Source organism: Saccharospirillum mangrovi (assembly GCF_003367315.1).
GTDB classification, from domain to species: domain Bacteria; phylum Pseudomonadota; class Gammaproteobacteria; order Pseudomonadales; family Natronospirillaceae; genus Saccharospirillum; species Saccharospirillum mangrovi.
In genome coordinates, this window is record NZ_CP031415.1 from 2,108,710 (window position 1) to 2,132,122 (window position 23,413).

Annotated in this window: 22 protein-coding genes; 14 read left to right on the plus strand and 8 right to left on the minus strand. The window is 56.2% G+C overall.

Annotation, left to right across the window (positions count from 1 at the left end; translation table 11 throughout):
• Window positions 1–69 precede the first annotated feature (69 nt).
• The 8 genes from DW349_RS10150 to DW349_RS10185 all read left to right on the plus strand — a co-directional run bounded on the left by DW349_RS10150 (window position 70) and on the right by DW349_RS10185 (window position 6,959).
• Window positions 70–1,188, plus strand: a complete 1,119-nt coding sequence (locus DW349_RS10150; RefSeq protein ID WP_232819323.1) for a M24 family metallopeptidase — start codon at window positions 70–72, stop codon at window positions 1,186–1,188.
• A gap of 71 nt (window positions 1,189–1,259) precedes the next feature.
• Complete coding sequence (locus DW349_RS10155; RefSeq protein ID WP_108125512.1) at window positions 1,260–1,610, plus strand: hypothetical protein; 351 nt, start codon at window positions 1,260–1,262, stop codon at window positions 1,608–1,610.
• Window positions 1,610–3,571, plus strand: coding sequence for a bifunctional tRNA (5-methylaminomethyl-2-thiouridine)(34)-methyltransferase MnmC2/FAD-dependent 5-carboxymethylaminomethyl-2-thiouridine(34) oxidoreductase MnmC1 (gene mnmC, locus DW349_RS10160; RefSeq protein WP_108125513.1), 1,962 nt, complete (start codon window positions 1,610–1,612; stop codon window positions 3,569–3,571). The genes DW349_RS10155 and mnmC overlap by 1 nt, the downstream gene beginning before the upstream one ends.
• A 3-nt stretch (window positions 3,572–3,574) precedes the next feature.
• Window positions 3,575–4,087 (plus strand): transcription elongation factor GreB, encoded by a 513-nt coding sequence (gene greB, locus DW349_RS10165; RefSeq protein WP_108125514.1) that lies wholly within the window; start codon window positions 3,575–3,577, stop codon window positions 4,085–4,087.
• A gap of 80 nt (window positions 4,088–4,167) precedes the next feature.
• The gene (locus DW349_RS10170; RefSeq protein WP_108125515.1) at window positions 4,168–5,025 is read left to right on the plus strand and encodes a 6-pyruvoyl trahydropterin synthase family protein; all 858 of its coding nucleotides are present in this window, start codon (window positions 4,168–4,170) and stop codon (window positions 5,023–5,025) included.
• A 67-nt stretch (window positions 5,026–5,092) separates the two neighbouring features.
• A complete protein-coding gene (gene cysS / locus DW349_RS10175) occupies window positions 5,093–6,493 on the plus strand; it encodes a cysteine--tRNA ligase (RefSeq protein WP_108125516.1) in 1,401 nt (466 codons plus the stop codon).
• Window positions 6,494–6,499: 6 nt separating this feature from the next.
• Window positions 6,500–6,757 (plus strand): membrane protein insertion efficiency factor YidD, encoded by a 258-nt coding sequence (yidD, locus tag DW349_RS10180; protein WP_108125517.1) that lies wholly within the window; start codon window positions 6,500–6,502, stop codon window positions 6,755–6,757.
• Window positions 6,747–6,959, plus strand: a complete 213-nt coding sequence (locus DW349_RS10185) for a Trm112 family protein (protein ID WP_198650489.1) — start codon at window positions 6,747–6,749, stop codon at window positions 6,957–6,959. The genes yidD and DW349_RS10185 overlap by 11 nt, the downstream gene beginning before the upstream one ends.
• A 79-nt stretch (window positions 6,960–7,038) precedes the next feature.
• Here the strand turns inward: DW349_RS10185 and DW349_RS10190 are convergent, their stop codons facing one another.
• Both DW349_RS10190 and DW349_RS10195 read right to left on the minus strand, forming a co-directional pair.
• On the minus strand, window positions 7,039–8,235 hold the full coding sequence (locus DW349_RS10190; protein ID WP_232819318.1) for a mechanosensitive ion channel family protein: 1,197 nt from the start codon (window positions 8,233–8,235) through the stop codon (window positions 7,039–7,041).
• A gap of 129 nt (window positions 8,236–8,364) precedes the next feature.
• Entirely contained in the window at window positions 8,365–8,649 is a 285-nt protein-coding gene (locus DW349_RS10195) for a hypothetical protein (protein WP_157954337.1), read from the minus strand.
• Between the two features lie 206 nt (window positions 8,650–8,855).
• On the opposite strand from DW349_RS10195, the gene DW349_RS10200 reads away from it, so the two are divergent.
• From DW349_RS10200 to DW349_RS10210, 3 genes are read left to right on the plus strand one after another with little or no spacing between them, the layout of a single operon-like run.
• Window positions 8,856–10,181, plus strand: a complete 1,326-nt coding sequence (locus tag DW349_RS10200; RefSeq protein ID WP_198650481.1) for an adenylate/guanylate cyclase domain-containing protein — start codon at window positions 8,856–8,858, stop codon at window positions 10,179–10,181.
• Between the two features lie 7 nt (window positions 10,182–10,188).
• Complete coding sequence (locus tag DW349_RS10205) at window positions 10,189–11,235, plus strand: tetratricopeptide repeat protein (protein ID WP_108125520.1); 1,047 nt, start codon at window positions 10,189–10,191, stop codon at window positions 11,233–11,235.
• Between the two features lie 60 nt (window positions 11,236–11,295).
• Window positions 11,296–13,215, plus strand: coding sequence for a VacB/RNase II family 3'-5' exoribonuclease (locus DW349_RS10210; protein ID WP_108125521.1), 1,920 nt, complete (start codon window positions 11,296–11,298; stop codon window positions 13,213–13,215).
• A 69-nt stretch (window positions 13,216–13,284) separates the two neighbouring features.
• On the opposite strand, the gene galE is transcribed toward DW349_RS10210, so the two are convergent.
• Together galE and DW349_RS10220 are read right to left on the minus strand one after the other, a co-directional pair.
• Window positions 13,285–14,298: a UDP-glucose 4-epimerase GalE gene (gene galE, locus DW349_RS10215; RefSeq protein WP_108125522.1), complete on the minus strand. Its 1,014-nt coding sequence runs from the start codon at window positions 14,296–14,298 to the stop codon at window positions 13,285–13,287.
• A gap of 79 nt (window positions 14,299–14,377) precedes the next feature.
• Complete coding sequence (locus tag DW349_RS10220; protein WP_108125523.1) at window positions 14,378–15,745, minus strand: phosphohexomutase domain-containing protein; 1,368 nt, start codon at window positions 15,743–15,745, stop codon at window positions 14,378–14,380.
• A 167-nt stretch (window positions 15,746–15,912) separates the two neighbouring features.
• Here DW349_RS10220 and DW349_RS10225 point away from each other — a divergent pair, with 167 nt between their 5' ends.
• From DW349_RS10225 to DW349_RS10235, 3 genes are all read left to right on the plus strand, one after another.
• A complete protein-coding gene (locus DW349_RS10225; protein WP_108125524.1) occupies window positions 15,913–17,109 on the plus strand; it encodes an LPS O-antigen chain length determinant protein WzzB in 1,197 nt (398 codons plus the stop codon).
• A gap of 76 nt (window positions 17,110–17,185) precedes the next feature.
• The gene (lptF, locus tag DW349_RS10230; RefSeq protein WP_157954338.1) at window positions 17,186–18,232 is read left to right on the plus strand and encodes an LPS export ABC transporter permease LptF; all 1,047 of its coding nucleotides are present in this window, start codon (window positions 17,186–17,188) and stop codon (window positions 18,230–18,232) included.
• Window positions 18,232–19,296, plus strand: coding sequence for an LptF/LptG family permease (locus tag DW349_RS10235; RefSeq protein ID WP_108125526.1), 1,065 nt, complete (start codon window positions 18,232–18,234; stop codon window positions 19,294–19,296). Before lptF ends, DW349_RS10235 begins: the two co-directional genes overlap by 1 nt.
• A 36-nt stretch (window positions 19,297–19,332) precedes the next feature.
• Here the strand turns inward: DW349_RS10235 and DW349_RS10240 are convergent, their stop codons facing one another.
• The 4 genes from DW349_RS10240 to DW349_RS10255 all read right to left on the minus strand — a co-directional run bounded on the left by DW349_RS10240 (window position 19,333) and on the right by DW349_RS10255 (window position 23,260).
• Complete coding sequence (locus DW349_RS10240) at window positions 19,333–21,099, minus strand: ABC transporter ATP-binding protein (RefSeq protein WP_198650482.1); 1,767 nt, start codon at window positions 21,097–21,099, stop codon at window positions 19,333–19,335.
• Complete coding sequence (locus tag DW349_RS10245) at window positions 21,092–21,799, minus strand: fused DSP-PTPase phosphatase/NAD kinase-like protein (RefSeq protein WP_108125527.1); 708 nt, start codon at window positions 21,797–21,799, stop codon at window positions 21,092–21,094. Before DW349_RS10245 ends, DW349_RS10240 begins: the two co-directional genes overlap by 8 nt.
• Entirely contained in the window at window positions 21,792–22,430 is a 639-nt protein-coding gene (locus tag DW349_RS10250; protein WP_108125528.1) for a YrbL family protein, read from the minus strand. The genes DW349_RS10245 and DW349_RS10250 overlap by 8 nt, the downstream gene beginning before the upstream one ends.
• Window positions 22,431–22,549: 119 nt before the next feature.
• Entirely contained in the window at window positions 22,550–23,260 is a 711-nt protein-coding gene (locus DW349_RS10255; protein WP_108125529.1) for a fused DSP-PTPase phosphatase/NAD kinase-like protein, read from the minus strand.
• Window positions 23,261–23,413: the final 153 nt, after the last annotated feature.

The window sequence follows — 23,413 nt, forward strand, 5'->3', positions numbered from 1 at the left end:
GGGGGTACCGTGAAGCTCGCTTTCACCAAGAAGGAATACCTGCAACGCGTTAAAAAAGTGCGCCGTGAAATGCGCACCCGCAAAGTCGACATCCTGATTGCCACCGACCCCGGCAATATGAATTGGCTGACCGGCTACGACGGCTGGTCGTTCTATGTGCATCAAGGCGTGGTGGTTCACGTCGATCAGGAAGAGCCGATCTGGTTCGGTCGCCGCATGGACGAAAGCGCCGCTTTGTTACGCTGTTTTATGAAGCGCGAAAACCTCAGCAGCTACCCCGAAGAATACGTTCAGAATCTCGACAAACACCCGATGAGCTGGCTGGCCGAACATCTGTTCATCGCCAACGGCTGGGCCGGCGCCACCATCGCCACCGAGATGGACAACTACTATTACACCGCCGATGCGCACCGCAATTTGCGCCTAGCAATGCCCGAGGCAAGCTTTGTTGACAGCCACAATCTGGTCAACTGGTGCCGGGCCATCAAATCGCCCACCGAAATCGAATACATGCGCATCGCCGGACGCATCACGGCAAAAATTCACCAGCGCATTCTCGACGTTGCCCGCGTCGGCATTCCCAAGAGTCATGTGGTGTCGCAGATTTATGAAACCGCCATCGCTGGCGTCGATGGCTACAGCGGCGATTACCCATCCATCGTGCCGCTGCTGCCGTCGGGTAAAGAAGCCTCGGCGTCGCACATCACCTGGGATGAAAAACCCTTCCGCGCCAACGAAGGCACTTTTTTTGAAGTCTCCGGCTGCTACAAGCGCTACCACGCGCCGATGTCACGCACGCTCTATATGGGCCGTCCCAGCGCACGGTTTCTGAACGCAGAAAAAGCGCTGCTCGAAGCCATCGACGCCGGTCTGGAACAAGCCAAACCCGGCAACCGCACCTGCGACATCGCCAACGCCATGGACGCCACCATGGCGCATTACGGCATCGACCGTCAGGGCGCGCGCTGCGGCTATCCGATTGGGGTCAGCTACCCACCGGACTGGGGCGAGCGCACCTCCAGCCTGCGCGCCAGCGACGAAACCGTGCTGCAACCGGGCATGACGTTTCACTTTATGCCCGGCATCTGGCAGGACGATTGGGGCATTGAGATCACCGAGAGCATTCTGATCACCGAAACCGGGGTGGAAATGCTGGTCAATTTTCCGCGCCAGCTGTTCGTCAAATAACGGCGCCGGCTGCCGGTTGGGCGTGTGGTTGTGGTAGACTCGCGCCCAACTTTTTCTGTCAAGACGCCCCAATGGCCTGGTCCGATACCCCCATTGATAAAGCCTTCAACCTCGGCAATCTGGCTGACCTGTTAAGCCAGGGATTGCTCGGCTCGATGTCACGCTTCAGCCATTTTCAGATCGTTGAATGGTGCGCGCGCTTCGGCGATGAATTCGACCGCGAAACCGACCCGCAATTGCCCACCACGCCTGAGTCTGCGCTCGACATCGCCGACGATGTCATCGTCCAGTGGGAACTGCACATCGCCACCCAATACACCCTGGAAGACCTCGGCCGATTCGCCATCAGCGACATCGTGTTGCCCAAGCACTATTTCGAAAGCTGGCTCAACCAATTGCTGGACTTACCGCAACCGCACTGATGGACGAACCCCTGCTGCACACCGCCGCCGATGGCACGCCGCGCTCGGCGCGCTTCGACGACGTTTATTTCTCTGCCGCTGGCGGTCTGGACGAAACCCGTCACGTCTTCTTGCAACACAATCGACTGGACGAACGCTTCACCGCCCTTTCCGAGCACGGCCATTTCAGCATCTGCGAAACCGGCTTTGGCACGGGCCTGAATTGTCTGGCTGCGTGGCAATTGTTTGAACAAAGCGCACCGGCCAGCGCCCGCCTGACCTTTATCAGCACCGAACGCTACCCGTTGAGTGCGACCGACATCGACCTCGCCTTAGCCACCTGGCCGGAATTGGCGTCGCTGCGCGAACGTTTGGTGGCAACCTATCCGGCGCGGTTCGAAGGTTTTCACAGCGTTGAACTGAGCGAACGCGTGACCTTGTTGCTGCTGTTCGGCGACGCCAACGACACGCTTAACGAACTAAACGCCCGCGTCGATGCCTGGTTTCTCGACGGTTTCGCGCCGGCAAAAAACCCGGACCTGTGGCAACCGGCCTTGTTTCAAGCCATGTCACGACTGAGCCACGCCGGCACCACGGCAGCTACCTTCACCGCCGCGCGGTTGGTGCGCGATGGTTTGGCGGGCGCGGGTTTTGCCGTCGAACGCGTGCCGGGGTTTGGTCGCAAACGCGACATGGTGCGCGCCGAGTTTATCGGTCGTTGCGGCCCGCCCAAACCCGGCACCTGGCCGGCCAACGAATGGGCCTGGCCGCAACGCCGAGCCGCCGAGCGCACCGCCGTCGTGGTCGGTGCCGGTCTTGCTGGCGCGCATTCCGCCTGGGAGCTGGCGCAACGCGGTTGGCAGGTAACGGTGTTGGAACAGGCCGGCAGCGTCGCCGCTGGTGCGTCCGGTAACGCTCAAGGCGCGGTCTACGCGCGCTTGTCGGCACAGCATGCGGTGGCGAATCGTTTTCACAGCCAGGCGTTGGAACTGGCGCAACAACGACTGGGCGAATTACCGGCGGCAATTCCACACGCCGCCTGTGGCTTGCTGCAACTGAACCAGGGCGACAAAGAAGCCGCCCGCTTCGATCAGTTCCGGGAATCAACAATGTTCCCGCAAGACTTTGTCGAACGAATCGACGCCGACCGCGCCAGTAAAACCGCTGGCGTACCGCTGCAACAAGAAGCGTTGTTGTTCCCGAAAGGCGGCTGGGTCAGCCCGGCGGAACTCACCGCGGCCCGGTTAAAACACCCCAACATTCGGGTGCTGACGCAACATCGGTTGGTCGCAGCGGAGCGCACCGACACCGGCTGGCAACTGCGCTGTGAAACACCGAACGGCACAGTGCAACTGACCGCACCGCAATTGATTCTGGCGACTGCCTGGCAAGCCAATGAGTTGCCAATTACTGCGCATTTACCGCTCAAGCCGATCGCCGGCCAGGTCAGCTGCATCGCCACAACTGACACGCTGGCAGCACTGAAAACCGTGTTGTGCAGCGACCGTTATCTGGTGCCAGCCGATCAGGGCCAGCACAGCCTGGGCGCGACCTTTCGACTGCGCGATAACCGCGCCGAACACTTACACAGCGACGACATCGACAACCTCGACGCCCTGCACCAACGCCTGCCGCAATTGATTCGCGGTGACGAACCCGTGCTGTCGTCACGTGCCGGCGTGCGCTGCGCCTCGCCGGATTATTTGCCGCTGCTCGGCCCGGTCGCCGAACCTGATTCCTTTGTCTCCATGTACGCCGAACCGTTGAAAAAACGTCGGACTGATCGAATAGCGCCGCCGCCATTTCAGCCCGGTTTATGGGTGAATCTTGCGCATGGCTCCAAAGGGCTGACCACCATTCCGCTGGCCGCCAAAGCGCTGGCGGCCTGGCTGAACGACGAACCCATGTCGCTGCCGCAAAGCGTCGCCAACGCGCTGAATCCGAACCGTTTCCTGATCCGTCGTTTGATCCGAGGCCAATAACGCATGAGCCGCTATCGCCCACCCAGTCCACGCTCCACAGCGGTCATCACGCCTGAAGGTGAAGCCCGATTGCGCGCCGAACTGCATCAGTTGTGGAAAATCGAACGGCCGCAGGTGACGCGCGAAGTCTCCGACGCGGCCAAGCTCGGCGACCGTTCGGAAAACGCCGAATACATCTACGGCAAGAAACGGCTGCGCGAGATCGACCGGCGCGTGCGCTTTCTCAGCAAACGCCTGGAAAGTCTGAACGTGGTGCGCAACAAACCCGACGACACCCAACGCATTTACTTCGGCGCCTGGGTCCGGCTGGTCGATGAAGACGATCAAGCCCGCCTGGTGCGGTTGGTCGGCCCGGACGAATTCGACGTCGAACCGCACTACATCAGCATCGATTCACCGCTGGCGCGGGCACTGCTGAACAAAGCCGCCGATGACGACGTTATCGTGCAGACCCCGGCTGGCGAAGCCGAATACTGGATCGCCGCGCTCAGTTACGACGGCCCACCCGAGGCTTGAGCGCGACCGCTGCTAAAGTGCTAGAATTCGCGCCCCGCGAAACCTTGCTATCAATGACGCCATCAACCACTGGACACACCATGAGCCGCCTGTTCGTCGATCATCTGACCGTTCTCGATTTCAGCTACCTGCACCCGCATCGCGGCGTGGTCGGTGAAAGCTGGATTGTCGATGTGGAACTGGAAGGCGATCTGAACGACGAAGGCATGGTGTTCGATTTCGGCCACGTCAAAAAGCTGCTCAAACAAGCGCTCGACGGCGGCATGGACCACACCTTCGTGGTGCCGCTCGCGCTGCCCGGTTTGACACTGACCGAAACCGACGACGGCGAACGATTGGACATCGAATACCGCGACGCCAACGGCCAGCTAAAACTGCGTTATCAAGCCCCGCGCGAAGCCGTGTTTCAGCTCGACAGCGCCAGCGTTTCCATTGAAGCGGCGCGTCCGGCGCTGGAAGCCCATCTGAATACGCTGGTGCCGGCGAACGTGCGCAAGGTGCACTTGCGCTTGCACACCGAACAGATTGACGGCGCCTTTTACCACTACGCCCACGGCCTGAAAAAACACCAGGGCGATTGCCAGCGGCTGTGCCACGGCCACCGTTCGCGTCTGGAAATCTGGCGCGATGGCGAACGCGACACAGAAGCCGAACAAGACTGGGCGCAACGCTTCGCTGATGTCTATCTGGTAACACGTGAAGACCGGCTCGCGAGCGCAGAACCCGGCCTCACCCACGTCGGTTACGACGCCGAACAAGGCCGCTTCGATGTCTGGCTGAGCGACGCGCAATGCTATGAAATGACCACCGACACCACGGTGGAATTGATTGCCGCACACCTGGCCGCCGAACTCGGCCGCGAGCAACCGCAACACCAATGGCGCGTCAAAGCCTTCGAAGGCGTGCGCAAAGGCGCCATCGCCGAATCCCGTTCATGACGCTCTGGGCGCGCGGTGTTAAACTGCCGCGTTCCTAATCAGATTCCAGCACGGTCCTAACGCCCGCATGACGCTTTCTCTGTACAACACCCTGTCCGGCAAAAAAGAAATCTTCGAACCCCTCGACCCGAACCGGGTAACGTTCTATGCCTGCGGACCGACCGTCTACAACTACGTGCACGTCGGCAACGGCCGTTCAGCGACTGTCTTCGATTTGCTCTACCGCCTGCTCAGCAAGCTGTACCCGACGGTGGTATTCGCGCGCAACCTGACCGACGTGGATGACAAAATCAACGCCGCCGCTCAGGCCGAAGGCGTCGATATCGGCCAGTACGCCCAGCGGTTTATCGATGCCTATCAGGAAGACATGGACGCCCTGGGCAACTTAAGACCGACACTGCAACCACGCGCCACCGAAACCATCGACGAAATCATCGACATCATCGAGCGACTGATTGCCAGCCATAACGCCTACGTCAGCGACGGCCACGTGCTGTTTGCCGTCGACAGCGCCAACGATTACGGCCGCCTGTCGCATCGCAAACTCGACGACATGCAGGCTGGCGCGCGCGTCGAAGTCGCCGATTACAAACGCCATCCGCTCGACTTCGTATTGTGGAAACCCTCAACCGACGACCTGCCCGGCTGGGATAGCCCCTGGGGCCGCGGCCGCCCCGGCTGGCACACCGAATGTACGGCGATGATTTTCAAACATCTGGGCGAAACCATCGACATCCACGGTGGCGGCAGCGACTTAGTGTTTCCGCACCACGAAAACGAACGCGCCCAAGGCCTGTGCTGCGTGCCGGATAACAACGCCAATGGCCGCGGCTACGCGCGTTATTGGGTGCACAACGCCATGCTGGATGTGGACGGCGAAAAGATGTCCAAATCGCTGGGCAACTTCACCGTATTGCGCGATTTGCTGGCGACACAGCCGGGAGAACTGGTGCGGCTGGCGTTGCTGTCAGCGCATTACCGCTCGAACCTGAACTGGTCCGAACAGTTGCTGCATCAGACCCGCCAGACGCTCGACCGGCTGTATACCCTGCTGCGCGACAGCGAAGATCTGGCACCGATCGCGCCGGAAAACCCGTTGCAACTCGACGCCTTCCAGGCGCTGCTCGACGATCTGAATACACCACGCGCCCTGGCCGCCCTGCACGAAACCAGCAACCGCTTTTTCAAAAGCAGCGACGCCACCGAACGGGCGCAATTAAAAGGTGAAATTCTGGCGGTCGCCGAAACGCTGGGCATTCTGCAACAGACGCCGGAACAATGGTTCCAGGCCGGTGGCGGCGAAGGCGATTTGAGTAACGACGCCATCGATGCCCTGGTCGCCGAACGCCAAAGCGCCAAACAGAACCGCGACTTCGCCCGCGCCGATGCCATCCGCGACGAACTGGCCGCCGCCGGCATCGTCATTCAGGACACGCGTGACGGCGCACGCTGGTCACGCGAAGGCTGAGCGACGATGAAATGGCCGCTGATCGCACTGGTGCATCTGTATCGTTGGCTGATCAGCCCGCTGCTCGGCCCGCGCTGTCGGTTTTATCCGACCTGCTCGGAGTACGCCTTGATCGCGCTGAAACATCACGGCGCGCTCAAAGGCAGTTGGCTCACCGCCAAACGCATTGCCCGTTGCCACCCAGGTCATCCGGGTGGCATAGATCCGGTACCGGGCGTACCGCTGCACGATCGCAATGAGGATTCGAACGATGATGATCGATAAACAGTTGCTCAACATTCTGGTGTGCCCGGTGACCAAAGCACCGCTGCAACTCGACCGGGAAAAAGACGAACTGATTTCCACCGCCGCCAAACTCGCCTACCCGATTCGTGACGGCATTCCAGTCATGCTGGAAGACGAAGCGCGCGCCTTAGGCCAGGAAGAATTCGAATATTGGCTATCGAAAAAGAGCACGCTGCGTTAAGCGAATAGCGCATTTCCAAATAAAAAAAACGGTGGCATTTTTGCCACCGTTTTTTGTTTGGGACTCCAGCTTTCAGAACCTACTCTTCCCCAACGTCCGGCCCAAACGTCGGCTCACCGCGGCCGGCAGCGTGTCGGGTCCGTTTCCCGCTGGCGGCCTGGCCGTCGTCGTCTTCGTTCGGCGCAATGTGCAACGTCTGCGTCGGGAAGGCGATCTCTGCATCGTGGTCATCAATGATGTCGATAATGCGCAGCATGATGTCCTGTTTGATGGCGTGATAGGTCACCCAATCGGTGGTTTTGGTGAAGGCGTAAACGAAGAAATCGATGGAGGACGCGGCGAATTTATTAACGTTCACAATCAAGGTTGAGTTGGTGTCGATGTCGTCGTTGGTTTGCAGCATGTCGCGCACCGCTTCGACAATCGAACCGACTTTGCTGGCATCGGCATAACGCACACCAATGGTTTCATAAATCCGCCGGTTCAACATGCGCGACGGGTTTTCCACTGAAATACTGGCGAAGGTCGCGTTAGGTACATAGAGCGGGCGCTTGTCGAAGGTGCGAATGCGCGTCAGCCGCCAACCGATGTGTTCGACGGTGCCTTCAATTTCCTGATCCGGTGAACGAATCCAGTCGCCGACTCGAAACGGCTGATCGAGATACACCATCAAACCGCCGAAAAAATTCGCCAACAAATCCTTGGCAGCAAAACCCACGGCGATACCGCCGATACCTCCGAACGCCAACACACCCGACACACTGAAACCGAGCGACTGCAACACCACCAAGGCAGTGGTGATCAGCACTGACAACCGCAGCAGTTTGCCCAACGCAGAAGCCGTGGTGGCATCGAGCGGTTTACGAACGTGGTTCGGATCCTGAGCGGTGATTTCGCCACGCTGAATAAAGGACGTCATAAACCAGGCGAAAATAATGATGAACGAGACTTCGCGCACTGGCTCGACAAAATCGAAAATCGGTTCGTTGGAAATGTCGCGTACGATGGATGTCGCCAGCAGCAAACCGTTAACCCAGATAAACAGCCGCACCGGTTTGCGCGCCGAATTGACCAGTAAGTCGTCCCAGAAGGTTCGTGTTTTGGCGGCGCCGATTTCCAGGCGGTCGAACACTTTTTTGGCAACGTAGCTGGCCAGCAAGGTCGCCAACACGATGATAAACACCTGCACAATCCAGCTGTTTTCCCGCCCCAGATTGAGCAGATCGACAACAACATTGACGCTGCTGTTCAACGTCTCTTCCAGAGTTTCTTCCACACCCGACTCCTTTATTCAGCCACGTTTATTCAGTCACGCCGTCGGCGCCACGGTCAGCTACAAACCACCATGATAACCACAGACGGGCGAGCGATGCAGGGGCAATGCGGTTGAAAGCGGGTGTTGGAATTATTGCGCGGTTACTTGGCGACGCTTGAGCCAACCGGTTAACAGACGAATCCAGGCGTAGGCCGCGACGGCGCCAAACAAAATGATGACTTGCTGAGAAAAACCACTGCCAATAAGGCAAAAAATCAGCCCGTATTGCACAAAATAGCCACTGAGCATGGCGCTCCAGCGGCAAACGGTCGTCGAGCGAGCGGTTTCAAAAAAACACGCCAGCGGCACGAACAACAATGCAGCGAACCATTGCAGGTTCAACAGCAGAGAATGGAATTGGGTGGTATCGATCATGGCGGCGCATTCTAACGACTGTGCCGTCGTCACCCCAGCCCGAGGCCGCATTATTTGCGTTAACGGGCGCACATTTTCACCGTCCTGACGCTCGATATCCGGTCGTGGGCGAGTTCCACACTCAATGGTATGCTCGAACGCTTCACCCACCACCCTCAAACGACACGATGTTGAGATGGCATTTCGGCCACAAACTGGCCCTGATCATGACGCTGTTGGTTCTGGTCGCCTCCAGCATCCTCGGTTACACCCTGGTGTATCGCCAGTTTTCGATGATGGAAACCCAGTTCAACGACACCGGCTCGGCGCTGGCCGCTCAGTTGGGCGCATCGTCGGTGGAGCCTGTTTTTACCGAAGATGCCCTGGGCCTCAGCAGTCTGGTGAATTCTTTGAACGAGCAAGAGGTGGTCGCCTCGGTAGCGGTGTTTAATCGCCAGGGTAATGTGTTGGCCGAAGCCGGTACCTATCGTCCCTTTCTGGACACAGGCAACGAAATCACCGTCACCGGCCGCCGCCTGGGCAAAGATGACATCACCTGGTTTTACGCGCCCATCGTCTTTCGCAACGTCAACGGCGGCACCGCCTGGGTTGGGCTCGATAAATCCGGGCTGGCTGCCAGCCAGGCAGCCGTGGTCCGCTCTGGCATTTTGGTGGTGCTGTTATTGGTCGTGGCGATTACCGCCGTCGCCGTACGACTGGGCCGTTCGCTGGGCAAGCCGGTCAACGATCTGATTGAAGGCACCCAGGCCATCGAATCCGGCCGGTACGATTTCCGCATCGAGCGCCAATACAGTGGCGAATTCAAAGCGCTGACGGAATCGTTCAACACCATGGCCCGCGGTCTGGAACAAAAAGATCGGGTTGAGCGTTTGTTTTCGCGCTTTGTCAGCAACCCGGTCGCCGCGCACTACATGGCGCGGGACGAAGCCGAACCCACGCAGGAGGGGCGACTGGTCGAAGCCTCGGTGATCTTTGTCGATCTGGTTGGCTATACCGCCTTCAGCGAAGGCCGTAACCCAGCCGATGTCGCCGACATCCTGAACCAATACTTCACCGAGTTCGCCGACATCTGCCACCGCTACCAGGGCAATGTCGATAAATACATCGGCGATTGCGCCATGCTGGTGTTTGGCTGCCCGCAAACCGACCCGGAACACCGCTACCACGCCATGCAATGCGCTATTGGCATCCGCGAGCGCATTATCGAAATGAACCAGGAGCGCGCCGCACGCAACGAGCCTTGTCTGAACATTCGCATTGGCCTGAGCGGCGGCGAATTACTGGCGGGCCTGCTCGGTTCGCACGAACGGCTGCAATACACCGTTGTGGGCGAACCGGCGAACCTGGCGTCACGTCTGTGTGACCGTGCTGAACACGGCCAGGTTCTGACCGACAAAGCCTTCTTCGACGCCTTGAACGAGAGCCACCCGTTGGGATCGCAAAGCACAGTCAGCATCCAGGTCAAAGGCTTTCAGGCCAAAGTCGATGCCTTGACGGTGACCGACTTCCACACCGCTACCGCCGAGAACTGAGCCGCCGATGTTGTCGCATGTCCGTCCGCTACTGCTGTTGCCGTTGGTTGCCTGGCTCAGCGCCTGCGCCACCTTGTCGATGCCGTTCAGTGATCTGGACACGCAAGTAGCAACCTGGAGCACCGAGCACCGATACGACAAAGCGCTGTCGGCCTTGCGCGCCGTGCCTGAAGACGACGCTGCGTTCGAAGCCGTGCAACCGCGCATTCGGCAACTGGAAAGTGAGCGCAAACAGTACATCGCCGATCGGCTGCAAAGCGCGGCCAGCCAGGCGGATCAGGCCAACTTTCCAGCGGCCCTGACCATTCTGGACGACGCTCTGGAACGGCTGCCCGACACCCCCGAGTTGCAAACTCAACGCGATGACTACGAACAACAGCGCCAGCGCAGCATTCAACGGCACCGGCGTTTTATTCAACTGGCTCACGCCCGCTACCTGCTGGCAATCCGCCCCAGCGAAGAAGCGCTGTTGCAAGCCAGCCCCAGCAATCTGTTCGCGCAACAGCGGTACCGTTCGTATCAGCAGGATTTGAATCAGGCGTCGGCCGACCTCTACGCCATCGGTCGCCAGGCGTTGTATGAAAACGACAGCGACACGGCGGTCGAAGCCTTGTCGCTGTCGAATCAGTTGGCACCAAACGAGCTGAGCAACGACCTGCTCGCCAATGTGCGCCAGGCCGAACGCTCGGAGCGCCAACGTCAGCGGGACCAGCAAGCGGCCGCAGCGCAAACGCAGTGGCCGCAACTCGAACAGCAGTTCGAGGCCTCGCTGCGACTCAACGACCTGCAAAGCGCCCGCCGGTTGCTCAGTGAAATGCAGGAGATCAAACCCGACGCCAGCGCCCCGCTGCGCCAACGGCTCGAACGCCGTATCGATGCCGAAGCCACGGCGCTGCTCGAACGCGGCCGACTGCTGTATGGACAGGGCTTGTTGCAGGAAGCGCTGGCAGTCTGGCGCGAAGCGCTGCAATTGAAGCCCGACGACCCGGACATTCTGGCCGCCATTGAGCGCACCGAAACCTTCCTGCAGAACCTGGAGAACTGGGGGGAGTAAAAGCGTCGGCGATTCCGTTATACTGCCGCGCCGATTTATTCGTACAGGCTAAGTCCCGTTATGCTCGACGCCAACGCCCTCGCGCAGCTGCAATCCCTGAAATCCGACATCCAGTCCAGCCAACCGCGCCTGAGCGGCCGGGTCAAAGGCACCGGCCGCAGTTTCGGTTTTGTCGTGGGCGACGATGGGCTGGAATATTTCCTGCCGCCCGAAGGCATGGCGCGGGTGTTCCCGGGCGACAAGGTGACCTTCCTGGTCGAACAACAGGGCGATGGCAAAGTACGCGCCAGCCTGGAAGCGCTGGAAGAGAGTGCGCTGGATGTGTTTGTTGGCCGTTACGTCGAACGTGGCAAAGCGCAAGGCGTTGAACCCGAGGACGCCGGCCACGCCAAATGGTTGTTTGTACCGCCCAAGAAAACCGCCGATGCCCAGTCCGGCCAATGGGTGAAAGCGCGTGTCACCCGCCACCCGTGGGAAACCGGCAAGGCTCAAGCGGAGATCGAAGGCATTCTCGGCGCCGAAAACGAAGCCGGCACCTGGCACCGTCTGGCGATTGAAAAATACCAACTGGTCAGCGAATTCAGCGCTGAAGAATTGGCCGCTGCCGATGCCCTCGATGCCAACCTGATCGAGCAACTGGCCGATACGCGCAGCGACCTGACCGACCTGCCCTTCGTCACCATTGACGGCGCCACCACACGCGACATGGACGACGCCTTATTTGCCGAAGAAATCGACACTGGCTGGTTGCTGCACGTTGCCATTGCCGATCCGTCAGCCTGGTTCGAAACGAACTCTGCTCTAGACAACGCCGCACGCAAACGCCTGACCACCACCTACCTGCCCGGTCAACCGCTCGACATGCTGCCCAAGCGCCTGGCGGAGGATTTGTGCTCGTTGGTTCCCGACGCGGTTCGTCTGGCGTTGGTGTTTCATCTGCACGTCGATCGCGACGGTACGCTGTCGAAACTCGCCATTACACCGGCGCGCATTCGCTCTACCGCCAAACTGAGTTACACCGACGTCAGCCGCTGGCTCGACGGCGAGGAGCCGATTCCCGCTCAACACTGGCATCTGGAGACGCTGCGCGCTTGCAGCAACGCGCTCAATACCTGGCGTCAGAACGAAGCTTTGGTCATGGCCGACCGGCCCGACTACCGCATTCGTGTCGACGAACAACTCGCCGTTACCTGCGTTGATCGCGAAGACCGCACCACGGCTCACGCTTTGGTTGAAGAAAGCATGCTGGCGACCAACCGCATCGCCGCTGCCTGGCTCGCCGACGACAGAGCGTTGTTCATGACGCATCCAGGCTTTCGTGGCGAACGCGAAGAAGAACTCAAAGGCCTGCTGCGAGAATGCGCCCCGAGCGTGGCCGACGAAGACGGCAACCAACTCGACGGTTATCGCCGCATCCTGCGTGCAGCGCGCGATTGCACCGATTTCCCGCTGCAAAAAGTGCTGCAAAAACGACTGGAACGTGGCCTCTGGACAGCTCAGGCCGCACCGCATTTTGGTTTGGGTTTTGAGCAATACACCACCGTTACCAGTCCGATCCGCAAATACAGCGATCTGACCGTGCACCGGCTGATCAAAGCCAAGCTGAACGACGAAGCCTTTGCCATCGACAACGCCTTAGTCGACACGCTGAATGATCGTCTTGGCGCCAGCCGCAAAGCCGCCAATGAAGTCGACAACCACCTGCGCCTGCAATGGCTGGCGCAGCTCAGCGAACAACAGCCGGAACAGACCTGGGCGGCCACCATCGTGCACATCAACGCAGGCGGCTTGATCGTTCAATTGGACGACAACGGCGCCAGTGGTTTTGTCGATTTGCGCAGCGGCGAGGAAAAGTTCAGCTACGACGCGCTGCGTATGTTGATGAAGAGTGAGACACGCCAGTTTGTGCTGGATCAGGCGTTAACCGTGCGCATTCAGGCCAACGATGGCCAGAAACTGGAACTGGCTCTGGTCGAATAAAACGCGCAAAAAGGGGCTGTTACAGCCCCTTTTTACTTTGATAATGTTAGCTTCGATAATTTTAGAGTTTTAGCTTCGATAGCCTTCTGGATTCTGGCTTTGCCAGCGCCAGGCATCCGCCATCATTTCATCCAAGCCTTTTACCGCCGTCCAACCCAATTCGCGTTCGGCAAAAGCCGGATCGGCGTAGCAACGGGCGATATCGCCCGGCCGACGCGGTGCGATCTGATAAGCGACTTTGCGACCAGAGGCGACTTCAAACGCCCGCACCATGTCCAGCACGCTGTAACCCAAGCCAGTGCCCAGGTTGTAGGCGACGCAACCGCTTTGGTCGTGCAATTTTTCCAGCGCTTTCAAATGGCCCTGCGCCAAGTCCACCACGTGGATGTAGTCGCGCACGCCGGTGCCATCCGGGGTGTCGTAATCGTCGCCGAACACCGATAACCGCTCGCGGCGGCCGATAGCAACCTGGGCAATGTAGGGCAAGAGATTGTTCGGGATGCCGTTCGGGTCTTCACCGATGCGGCCGGATTCATGCGCACCCACCGGGTTAAAATAACGCAACACCGCAATGCGCCAACGCTCGTCCGAGCGCGCCAGGTCCTGAAGCAGCAATTCAACCATCAGCTTGGATTGGCCATACGGGTTGGTTGCGCTGAGCGGGAAATCTTCACGGATCGGGACGCTGGCCGGGTCGCCATACACAGTGGCGGACGAACTGAACACCAGTCGGGTGACATCGTGACGACGCATCACCTGCAGCAGTGTGATCGTGCCGGCAACGTTGTTTTCGTAATAGTCGAGCGGAATTTCAGTGCTCTCGCCGACGGCCTTTAAACCGGCAAAATGTACTACAGCCTCGATGTTATGCTCGGTAAACAGGCGTTCGAGCAAAGCGCGGTCGCGAATATCGCCTTCAACAAAAGGCACCGCCTGACCGACGATGCCTTCCACGCGCCGCAACGCTTCGCGCGAACTGTTGCAGAGGTTGTCGAGCACCAGCACGTCCTGTCCGGCTTCAATCAACTCAACGCAGGTGTGACTGCCGATGTAGCCCGCGCCACCGGTTATCAAAATAGTCATGAATCGATTCCTCGCCCTGAAAGATTCAGGGCGTCACTGTAATTTTGAAAACGTTTCCAAGCAAGGACTGACCGACGCGCTACTGACGAATCAAAGCCAGCAGTTCCTGAGTCTTTTCGTCCATCAGTGCTTTGTCGCCACGGGTTTCAACGTTCAGGCGAATCACCGGTTCGGTGTTGGATTTGCGCAGGTTAAAGCGCCAGTCCGGAAATTCCAGTGACAGGCCATCGATGCGGTCTTCCGCCACGGCTTTGGCTTTGTAGGCTTCGTATACACGCGTCATCGCTTCATCGGCATCAGCGACCTGGCTGTTAATTTCACCCGGCGACGGGAAGTTGGCCATTTGCTGACCAACCAGCGCTTTCAACGAGGTTTGTTTCTTGCTCAATAAGTCGATCACCAACAGCCAGGGCAGCATGCCGGAATCGCAATAGGAGAAATCGCGAAAATAATGGTGCGCGCTCATTTCGCCGCCGTAGATGGCGTCTTCTTTGCGCATTTTCTCTTTGATAAAAGCATGGCCGGATTTGCACATCACCGCCTTGCCTCCATTACCTTCGACAATCTCGACGGTGTTCCAGGTCAGGCGTGGGTCGTACACAATTTTCGAGCCCGGTTGTTTGACCAAAAACGCCTCGGCCAGTAAACCAACGATGTAATAACCTTCGATAAAGTTGCCGTCTTCGTCCCACAAAAAACAGCGGTCAAAATCGCCATCCCAGGCAATGCCCAGGTCGGCTTTGTTTTCTCGCACCGCTTTCGAGGTGACCGGTTGCTGTTCGTGCAGCAGCGGATTGGGAATGCCATTGGGAAAAGTGCCATCCGGCGCGTTGTGCAGTTTGACGAATTCCAGCGGCGCACCCGCCGCCAACAACGCTTTTTCCAATCGATCCAGAGACGGGCCTGCCGCGCCGTTGCCGGCGTTGGTTACCAATTTCATCGATTTGAGGCCTGCGATATCGACGAAACTGAGCAAATGGTCAACGTAGGCCTGGCTGTTATCCAGCGTTTTCAATGTGCCGGGTTTGGCCGCGGCTGGACCAAAATCGGCGGCTTCGGCCAGACGCTTGATGTCATCAAGGCCAGTATCACGGGAAATGGGCCGCGACTCTTCACGCACCATTTTCATGCCGTTGTAGTTGATCGGATTATGACTGGCCGTAACCATGCAGCCACCGTCGGCTTTCAGGTAGTCCGTCGCGAAATAAACCTCTTCGGTGCCGCACAGGCCGATGTCGATGACATCAGCGCCAAAATCCATGACGCCTTGCGCAAAGGCGGCTTTCAGCTCAGGAGACGTCTCACGCACATCACCGCCTACTACGACGGTTTTCGGCTGCAAAAACTCCGCAAAGGCACGGCCAATGCGATAGGCAATGTCCTTATTCAGCTCGGTGCCCAACTGTCCGCGAATATCGTAGGCGCCAAAGCAGGTCAATTCGGTCATTCATAACTCCAGTGAGAGGCGGTAGCAGGGGCCAACTGTACCTTGTTTCAAACTGGCAGTGCTACCGGCATTCCCAGGGTGAACGCAATGAGTTGGACGACCGCCAAGGCTCTCGTATACTGCCGCTTCGCCTTTCGACCGACGCCTTTTAGGGAGTAGAGTCACCGATGTCCCCCAATGAACAACAACACGACCTTGCACACTTGAACCCACATCACCACGACGACGACACCATTGATTTAGGCGCCTTGCTCAGAGGGCTGTTCGAACAGTGGAAGTTGATTGGCGCAATTGCAGGTGTGACTACAGTCCTGGCCGTGGTCGTCGCCTTGATTCTTCCCAACAAATTCAAAGTGGAAGCCATTGTCTCTGAACCGACACGTCGTGATGTTCAGGCTCTGCTGGCACAGTCAGTCGAGCCGATTACGGTCGAAGACATCAGCCGGACTCTTTTGGTAAACATCCAATCGTTTTCATTGGTGCGCGGTGCCTATGAAGAATCCGGTATGGCTGAGCAGGCAGAAGAGACCAATCAGACAGAAGAAGAACGAGTCAGTACCATTCGCGACCTGCAACGCAGCCTGGTTATCGAGCCGGTTGACCTGTCCTTCCTTGGCGAAACGGACACCACCTCCTTGGAAAACGTCAGCGTAAGCCTGTTATCAACCAACCCAGCCATCGCCAAAAATTTCCTGGACCTGCTGGTTACCGGTGCGGCCAATAAAACGCTCGACGATTACAAACGAAATATTGAAGCCGCCCGCGACATTCGCATCGCCCACATTCGGTCACAGCTCAACAGCATCGAACGCTCTGCCGAAGCAGCGTTGGAACGCCGCACACTGGAACTGGAACAGGCACTCAGCATCGCGGATAGCTTGAACATTGAAGAACCGACCAACTGGGATGCACTGGTTCACGGTGCGGACAATGGTCAGTACATCAACCTGCGCGAGCAAACCAACGGTGACCTCTTTATGCAAGGCACGCGCATTATCCGTGCGCAACTGGAAGGTTTGCGTCGCGAAGGCACCAACCGGCTGTTTGAAAGCAGCATCCAGGAAACCCAAGTCGTTACGCCCGATGCTGCAAACCGAAACAGCAATGAGTTGGTCGTGCCTGTCGTCACCAACCGCACCATCAGCCCCATTGAATTGCGCGGTGAACTGGCAGCGTTGCAGGATATTCGTATTGATCTGAGTCGAGTAGCGCTGGTTGAAGACGATAACCTGGCCAGCATCCCGGCCAATGCCGACTCCCCCAATCGCAAACTGATTGTTGCAGCGGCCCTGGTACTTGGAGGCTTCCTAGGCATCTTTGTAGCGCTCATTCGCATGGCCGTTCGTGACGACGAACATCATTAACACAGCTCAAGGGCGACCTCGGGTCGCCCTTGAATGGCGCCAAAGCAGCCCCCGTTTACTCTGACTGGATAACGCCTTGTTCACTTGGTATTTGTGCCGTGAAATTCTCAAGCCCTTTATTCTGATCACGGCAATCCTGTCGGCCCTGCTGGTGGCCGGAGAAATGAGCGACATTCTCGGTCGGGTAGTCTCTGGTCAGTATTCCGACTGGGCCATCGTCGCGATCATTGGCTATCAATTACCGATTCTGATTCCCGAGTTATTGCCGGCGGCGTTTTTCCTTGCCGCATTAACCAGCTTGAATCGAATGAGTGAAGAATCCGAGCGGATAGTTCTGCATGCTATTGGTCAATCAGACAGTGGCATCCTGGTTAAAGTAATCGGCTATACAGCCATTCCCGCTATGGTGGTCATGCTGTTATTCACACACTGGCTGACGCCATTGGCCGAAGGAAGTCTGACCCGTTATATCATCGAACAACAAAATCGACCGTTAACGGATATCGTCACGCCAGGTGAATTTTTTTCTCTAAATAAAAGAGAAACAACGCTGTATGCACGTCGCTCCAACCCCGCTGAAGGCACCCTGCTGTCTGTCTTTATGGTTCGGGTTGATGACGGCCGTATCGCGGTGAACACAGCACCTTCAGCAAGGATCGAAAATCAACTGCAGCGACAATATTTAACGCTGTTCAACGGCGCACAACGGGTATTTTCGTTGGAACCCGACGATACCGAGCAGATTAATTATCGCCAGTTTGCCCTGTACATCCCCAGTGTTGAAGCCGATTCAGCCAGTGCCTCAAAAGACGCGGCCAGTACATCAACTTTGTGGAACAGCAGTCATAGGTCCCTTCGAAGCGAGGCCATAAACCGAACATTGCTGCCCGCCCTAATACCTGTACTGGCCGTTTGGGCGGTTGCCTTGACGCGGGTTAAACCACGCAAAGGCAGAGTGGGTGCTGTTGCACTTGGTATCGTCTTGTACATCCTGATTACCTTCGGGCAAAGAACGCTACAAACCTCCGTCGAAAAAGGCCAACTTCCTTTGCTTGCAAGCCCCTGGTGGTATCTGTTGTTTCTGGCTGGAATTGCGCTGCTGTTGGTCAGGAGGCGAGCCTGATGTTGTCGATCCTCAACGCATATATTGTTCGCAGAACGGCGCTTTTTATCTCCATTGTCGTACTGGCGATCGGTGGTTTATTACTGATCATGGGTATTGCGGATGAATTAAGTCGTCGGGCCAGTGAAAACTACGGAGTATGGGATGCGCTGATCTATAAGCTGTCGGGCTTGCCATCGGAAATTTACCAGTACATTGGACCGATGGTTTTGCTAGGGACATTAATTTCAGTTGCTGGAATGGCTAAAAACAATGAACTGGTCATCGTTCAATTGGCGTCGACCAGTGCGGTGGCCCTACTCTTTCGACTCATGCTCCCAGGACTGATTTTGTTGCCACTGGTATTTTGTATCGGTGAATGGGTCGGACCTCAATTACGTCAGCAGGCAGAACTGGTCAGAGCCATAAAACTTGACCGGCAACTGCCTACGTTGAGTGGAGAGTGGTATCAGGATAATCAATGGATTATTAACGTCGACTTTGTTTCCCCGGAACGGGACATTCGAGGGCTGACGGTATTCGAAATGTCGTCGGAAAATGATCTGCTAACAGTTCTCTACGCACCGCAAGCCCGTCCGATTAACCAAGGCTGGGAATTGCTAGAAGGCCGGCGTGTCGACTTCAAAGATCAACAAGTGATCCATTCCGATTTTGATCGTTATCTTTGGCAGCCTGATAATTTCAATGCCGACCTTTTGGGTCTACTGAGTCAACGCAGCTACCGACTCACATTGCCACAGGTTTGGCAGCAAATGCAGTTTTCGCAGCAACAACGACAGGTTGATCCAGAACTGGCTCTCGCTTTTTGGAACCGTATGTGGTTCCCGATTATCTACCTTGGCATGCTGTTTCTGGCGCTTATTTTTTCTTTCGGTTCTTTCCGCCAGCGAACCCTGGGTGACGCTGCATTCAAAGGTGTCGCACTGGCAATCGCCATTCAATTGGTTACTGAAACCAGCGCCAGCCTCCTTCTTGTCGTCGGCTTAAGCGCACCTTATGCCGCCCTGCTCCCACCGATGGTATTCTTTATCGGCACGGTGCTGGCTATAAGGCACCGTTTATAATGTCGCTATGGCAGTGAGTGATCCATTTAAATTCACTCAACTTTCAAACGTAGAATGCAATTGAAAGTAAGCACCCCGCCTTTCCATTAGCTCATGATGTGTGCCACTTTCAATAACCCGTCCCTGCTCAAGCACGTGGATCAGATCCGCGTTCATGACCGTAGACAAACGGTGGGCAATAACTAATGTGGTTTTTCGTTTAGCCAAATCTTCCAACGTCTGCTGAATCAACTTCTCAGTACGCGTATCCAGAGCAGATGTCGCTTCGTCCAAGAGTAATATCGGTGCGTCGCGCAACAGTGCCCGGGCAATCGCTACTCGTTGCCGCTGGCCACCAGACAGGTTGGAACCTCTCGGCCCTGCAAGGGTATCCAGCCCGGCTTCCAAATGACGCGTGTATTCTTCCACCAATGCTTCGCGTGCCGCCTGCGCAAGCTGATCATCGGCTGCATCGAGATTACCCAACAATATATTTTGACGAATGCTTTCATCGAACAAGGCTGAATCTTGACTGACAACCGAATAGAGCGACCGCAGTTCTGTCAGATCAAGATCATGAATGGGTTGATCGCCTAAACGAATCACCCCCTGCTGAGGGTCAACCAGCCGGGTAAGCAAATTGAACACCGTGGACTTGCCGGCGCCGGAAGCCCCCACCAATGCGGTCATCTTTCCAGCCGGCGCAACCAAGTTCAGCCCTCGAAGGACCGGTTGGTCCCCGTAAGAAAACTCAACCTTATCCAAGACCACATCGCATTGCGAAACATCGGCGGGCAGAGATTGGATCAACGCTGGGCTGGTGATTTTGGGTTTCAGGTCCAACACCGAAAATATCCTCTCCAAGCTGGCACTGGCCGCCTGAAAAGCGCCGCTGATATTTGACAGTCGTCGTAACGGATCGAAAATCAACGCCATAGCAGTGAAGAAACTCATAAACTGACCAATGGTTTTTTCACCATCAATTATTTGATAGCCACCGTAGATCACTACGAAGACAAAACCTAACCCAGCAACGAGATCAATCATTGCAGGCATAGCCGCCTTGCCAATCTCTGAGCGCCGCTGATACTTAAAGAAACGGTTGGTTTCGTTAGCAAAGCGTTGATCTTCGTACGTTTCCAAATTATTTTGCTTGATGGCATTGATACCATGAAATATTTCATCAAGACGCATAGACATCATTGAAGAAATATTCCGGGAATTCCGAGTGGTTTTCAAAATAAGGCGCCGTAATTGTGCAATGGGGTATGACAACAGGGGTAACCCCACCAACGCAAACAAAGTCCAGCGCCAATCGGCCAACATAGCAACAACAATCAGCGCGACTAGGGAAATGGAATCGCGTCCTAGGTTAATTAGAGATGTACTGGCAAAGTTTTTTAATGCTTGAGTATCGCCTCGCACACGCTCAATTAAACCACCTGGTGGATGTTGACCAAAAAAGACAGAGTCTTGTCGGATCAAATGAGTCAACATATCTTTCTGCATGTCGGTAATAATGCGAAGCCCAACGGTCAGCGTAATCACGCGCTGACCAAAGCCACCTAATGCTCGGGATGAAAATACGATAAAAATTGCCAATGCGATCCAGATTACATCGCCTTCATTGCCATCAACAAAGATCCTATCAAACATCGGTTGGACCAAATAACTCAACAATCCCAACGCGCTGCCCTCTACCGTGACTAGAATCGCCGCAATTATCAGCCAAGGCCAATGCGGTTTAATGTAGTCACGCCAAAGACGAAAGATAAGCTGCTTACGAGGGGTATTCTGGTGCTGGTCCAGATTGAAATCATTCACGTCGAAGAACCTTGTCGACAAACCATGACGAAAAGCCCTGTGGCTTAAAATTACGCTTCAAAACCTTAGCATCGTAAACCTCTACTACCCAGTCCATAAATGCTAAAGGTGTTTGAGCGCTGTAGCGTTCATACTCGCAAAAAAACTCGTACAACATGCCCGTTTTGGCACCCTTAAAATGCAGATAGCGCCACGACAATTGCTTCTTGGCAGCGGCAACATCACCTTGACCGCTTATCAACAAATACAGGCCTGCGACAAAACCCGATCGGTCAGCGCCCGATTTGCAATGGAACATGACAGGATGATCGACTTGTTGAATTATCTCAGCCAGCCGAAGAATCACCTCCGCTTTGGGAGCACCACGCGATGACATTCGAAAATCAACCAGCTCAACACCAGACTGACGACAGGCTTCTTGTTCGTATAGCCAGGCACCATGATTTCCACTGCCACGCAAATTAATAATGGTTTTGATACCGCGCTTTGCCAGAGCTCTTATCTGCCGGGGGCTGGGTTGATTCCCCCTCCAGGCATCGATAGCAAATTGCTCTGGGCGATTCCATAAAGGACGCACCAAACCATGATCAACAAACAGCGCTTGCAGCCAGGCGGCTAAACGTACACTTGGGCGATCAAAATGATCACGCCAGCCTTTACGCCATGCTTTATAACCACTGCCCAAGGGAGAGTCAGGCATAGCCTGCCTCCGCGATCGTACGCTTTAATCGCTCAACAAAACGTCGCTTGCGACGACCGGCCACCTTGGAAAACCATTGACTCGCGGGAATAAGCGTCCGATCACCCAAACCATCAATGATTTGAAATTGCTCCCGACTCTCATCACCAGCCCACTGCAATACGATGTTTTCCCGGTTCAGATCACCCAGAGGGAATTCACTGTTAATAATCGCATCCAAAAGCCGTTGCAATTTCTCATGACGCGACTCGGTTAAAGCGCCTTCACGCAATAGGCGACGCACGGTCGGGGCTAGATGACCGTCGCTACTGCGCACCGCCGAAACCAACAGGCCGAGTCCGAGATCGGTCTCAATTACACCGTGTATCGGTGCGATATAGGGGATGATTGGGTCTTGCCGCCTGGGCGGGTACCGGGCTTCAACATACTGTTTGAATTCGCGCAGGATGCCAGTGGCGTATAGGAAGTGGTCCTTACGGCGTTCAAACCAGGTCGGCAGGCTATCGTGAGGCAATCGGTTGATATGCACCTTTACCAACAAATCTTCACTTTCAGGATGTTCGAACAACAGCCGTGTTTTGCTGCTCAACAAGGCACTCTGGCCGGACAGATTCAGGGTGTCAAAAATCATCAATAGACCCAGTGGGGACGCATTAGGGGCTTACTTCATCAGAATCATACAATGGCTCACGATTTAAGCGACGCCGAGTTCGCGTCCCTTAATGGCGGCGGTAAAGGGACAATACAACCTTACTCCCGCTTCAAAACACGGCTGACCAGCCACTCGCTCCAGGGCTTGGGTGTAAAGCTGTTCAAGATGTAGTCCCGGTCATAGCCATCCTTCAGCCAGTCATCAAAGCTGATCGGCTCCAACCGGTTGGCTGCCTCGTAAGTCTCAAGAAAATAGTCCAGCATGCCGGTCGACGCGCCTTTGAGGTGCAGAAACCGGAGACTGAGCTGACGCTTGGCTACTGCAATGGGCTGACCATCATAGATTTTGACCAGAGCTGATGCCAACCCTGCCCTATCTGCGCCGGATTTACAGTGCAGCAACAGCGGCCGTGGCGCTTCAGCCAAAACTGACTTCAACTGCTCCACTTTATTGAGATCCGGAGGACGGCGTGCGCTCATCTTAACGTCGTACATAGCCAAACCAAGGCGGTCACAGTAAAACCGCTCTAGCTGATAGGCCCCGCCTGAGTCCGGGCCTCGCAGGTTAATCACGCTTTTGAAACCACGACCAGCCAATGCCTTTAATCGCCAGGGTGTTGGCTGATTAGACCTCCATATCCCAGGCACAACCTCATAGGGGTGGTTAACGGCAAAGCGCAACAGGGCGAAGTCGAATAGCCAGAGGTCCAGCAAAGCAACAAAACGATACCAGGGGTTGTTTAAATCGCCCTCACAAAGCGCATGCCATTTCTGTTTAAGCCGCTTGCGCCAACTGTTATTGTTCGCCATCCGGAAACTACCCACTATGCCAAAGCGCGCATAATACGCAAAAGGCTATTAGCGGACAAACCGACAGCACAACAACGAATATTGCTCTTCGCCCGGATGGGCCAATGCATAGTTTCGAAGCGATGTTTGTCAGTTCTTGTGAGTGACAACGTC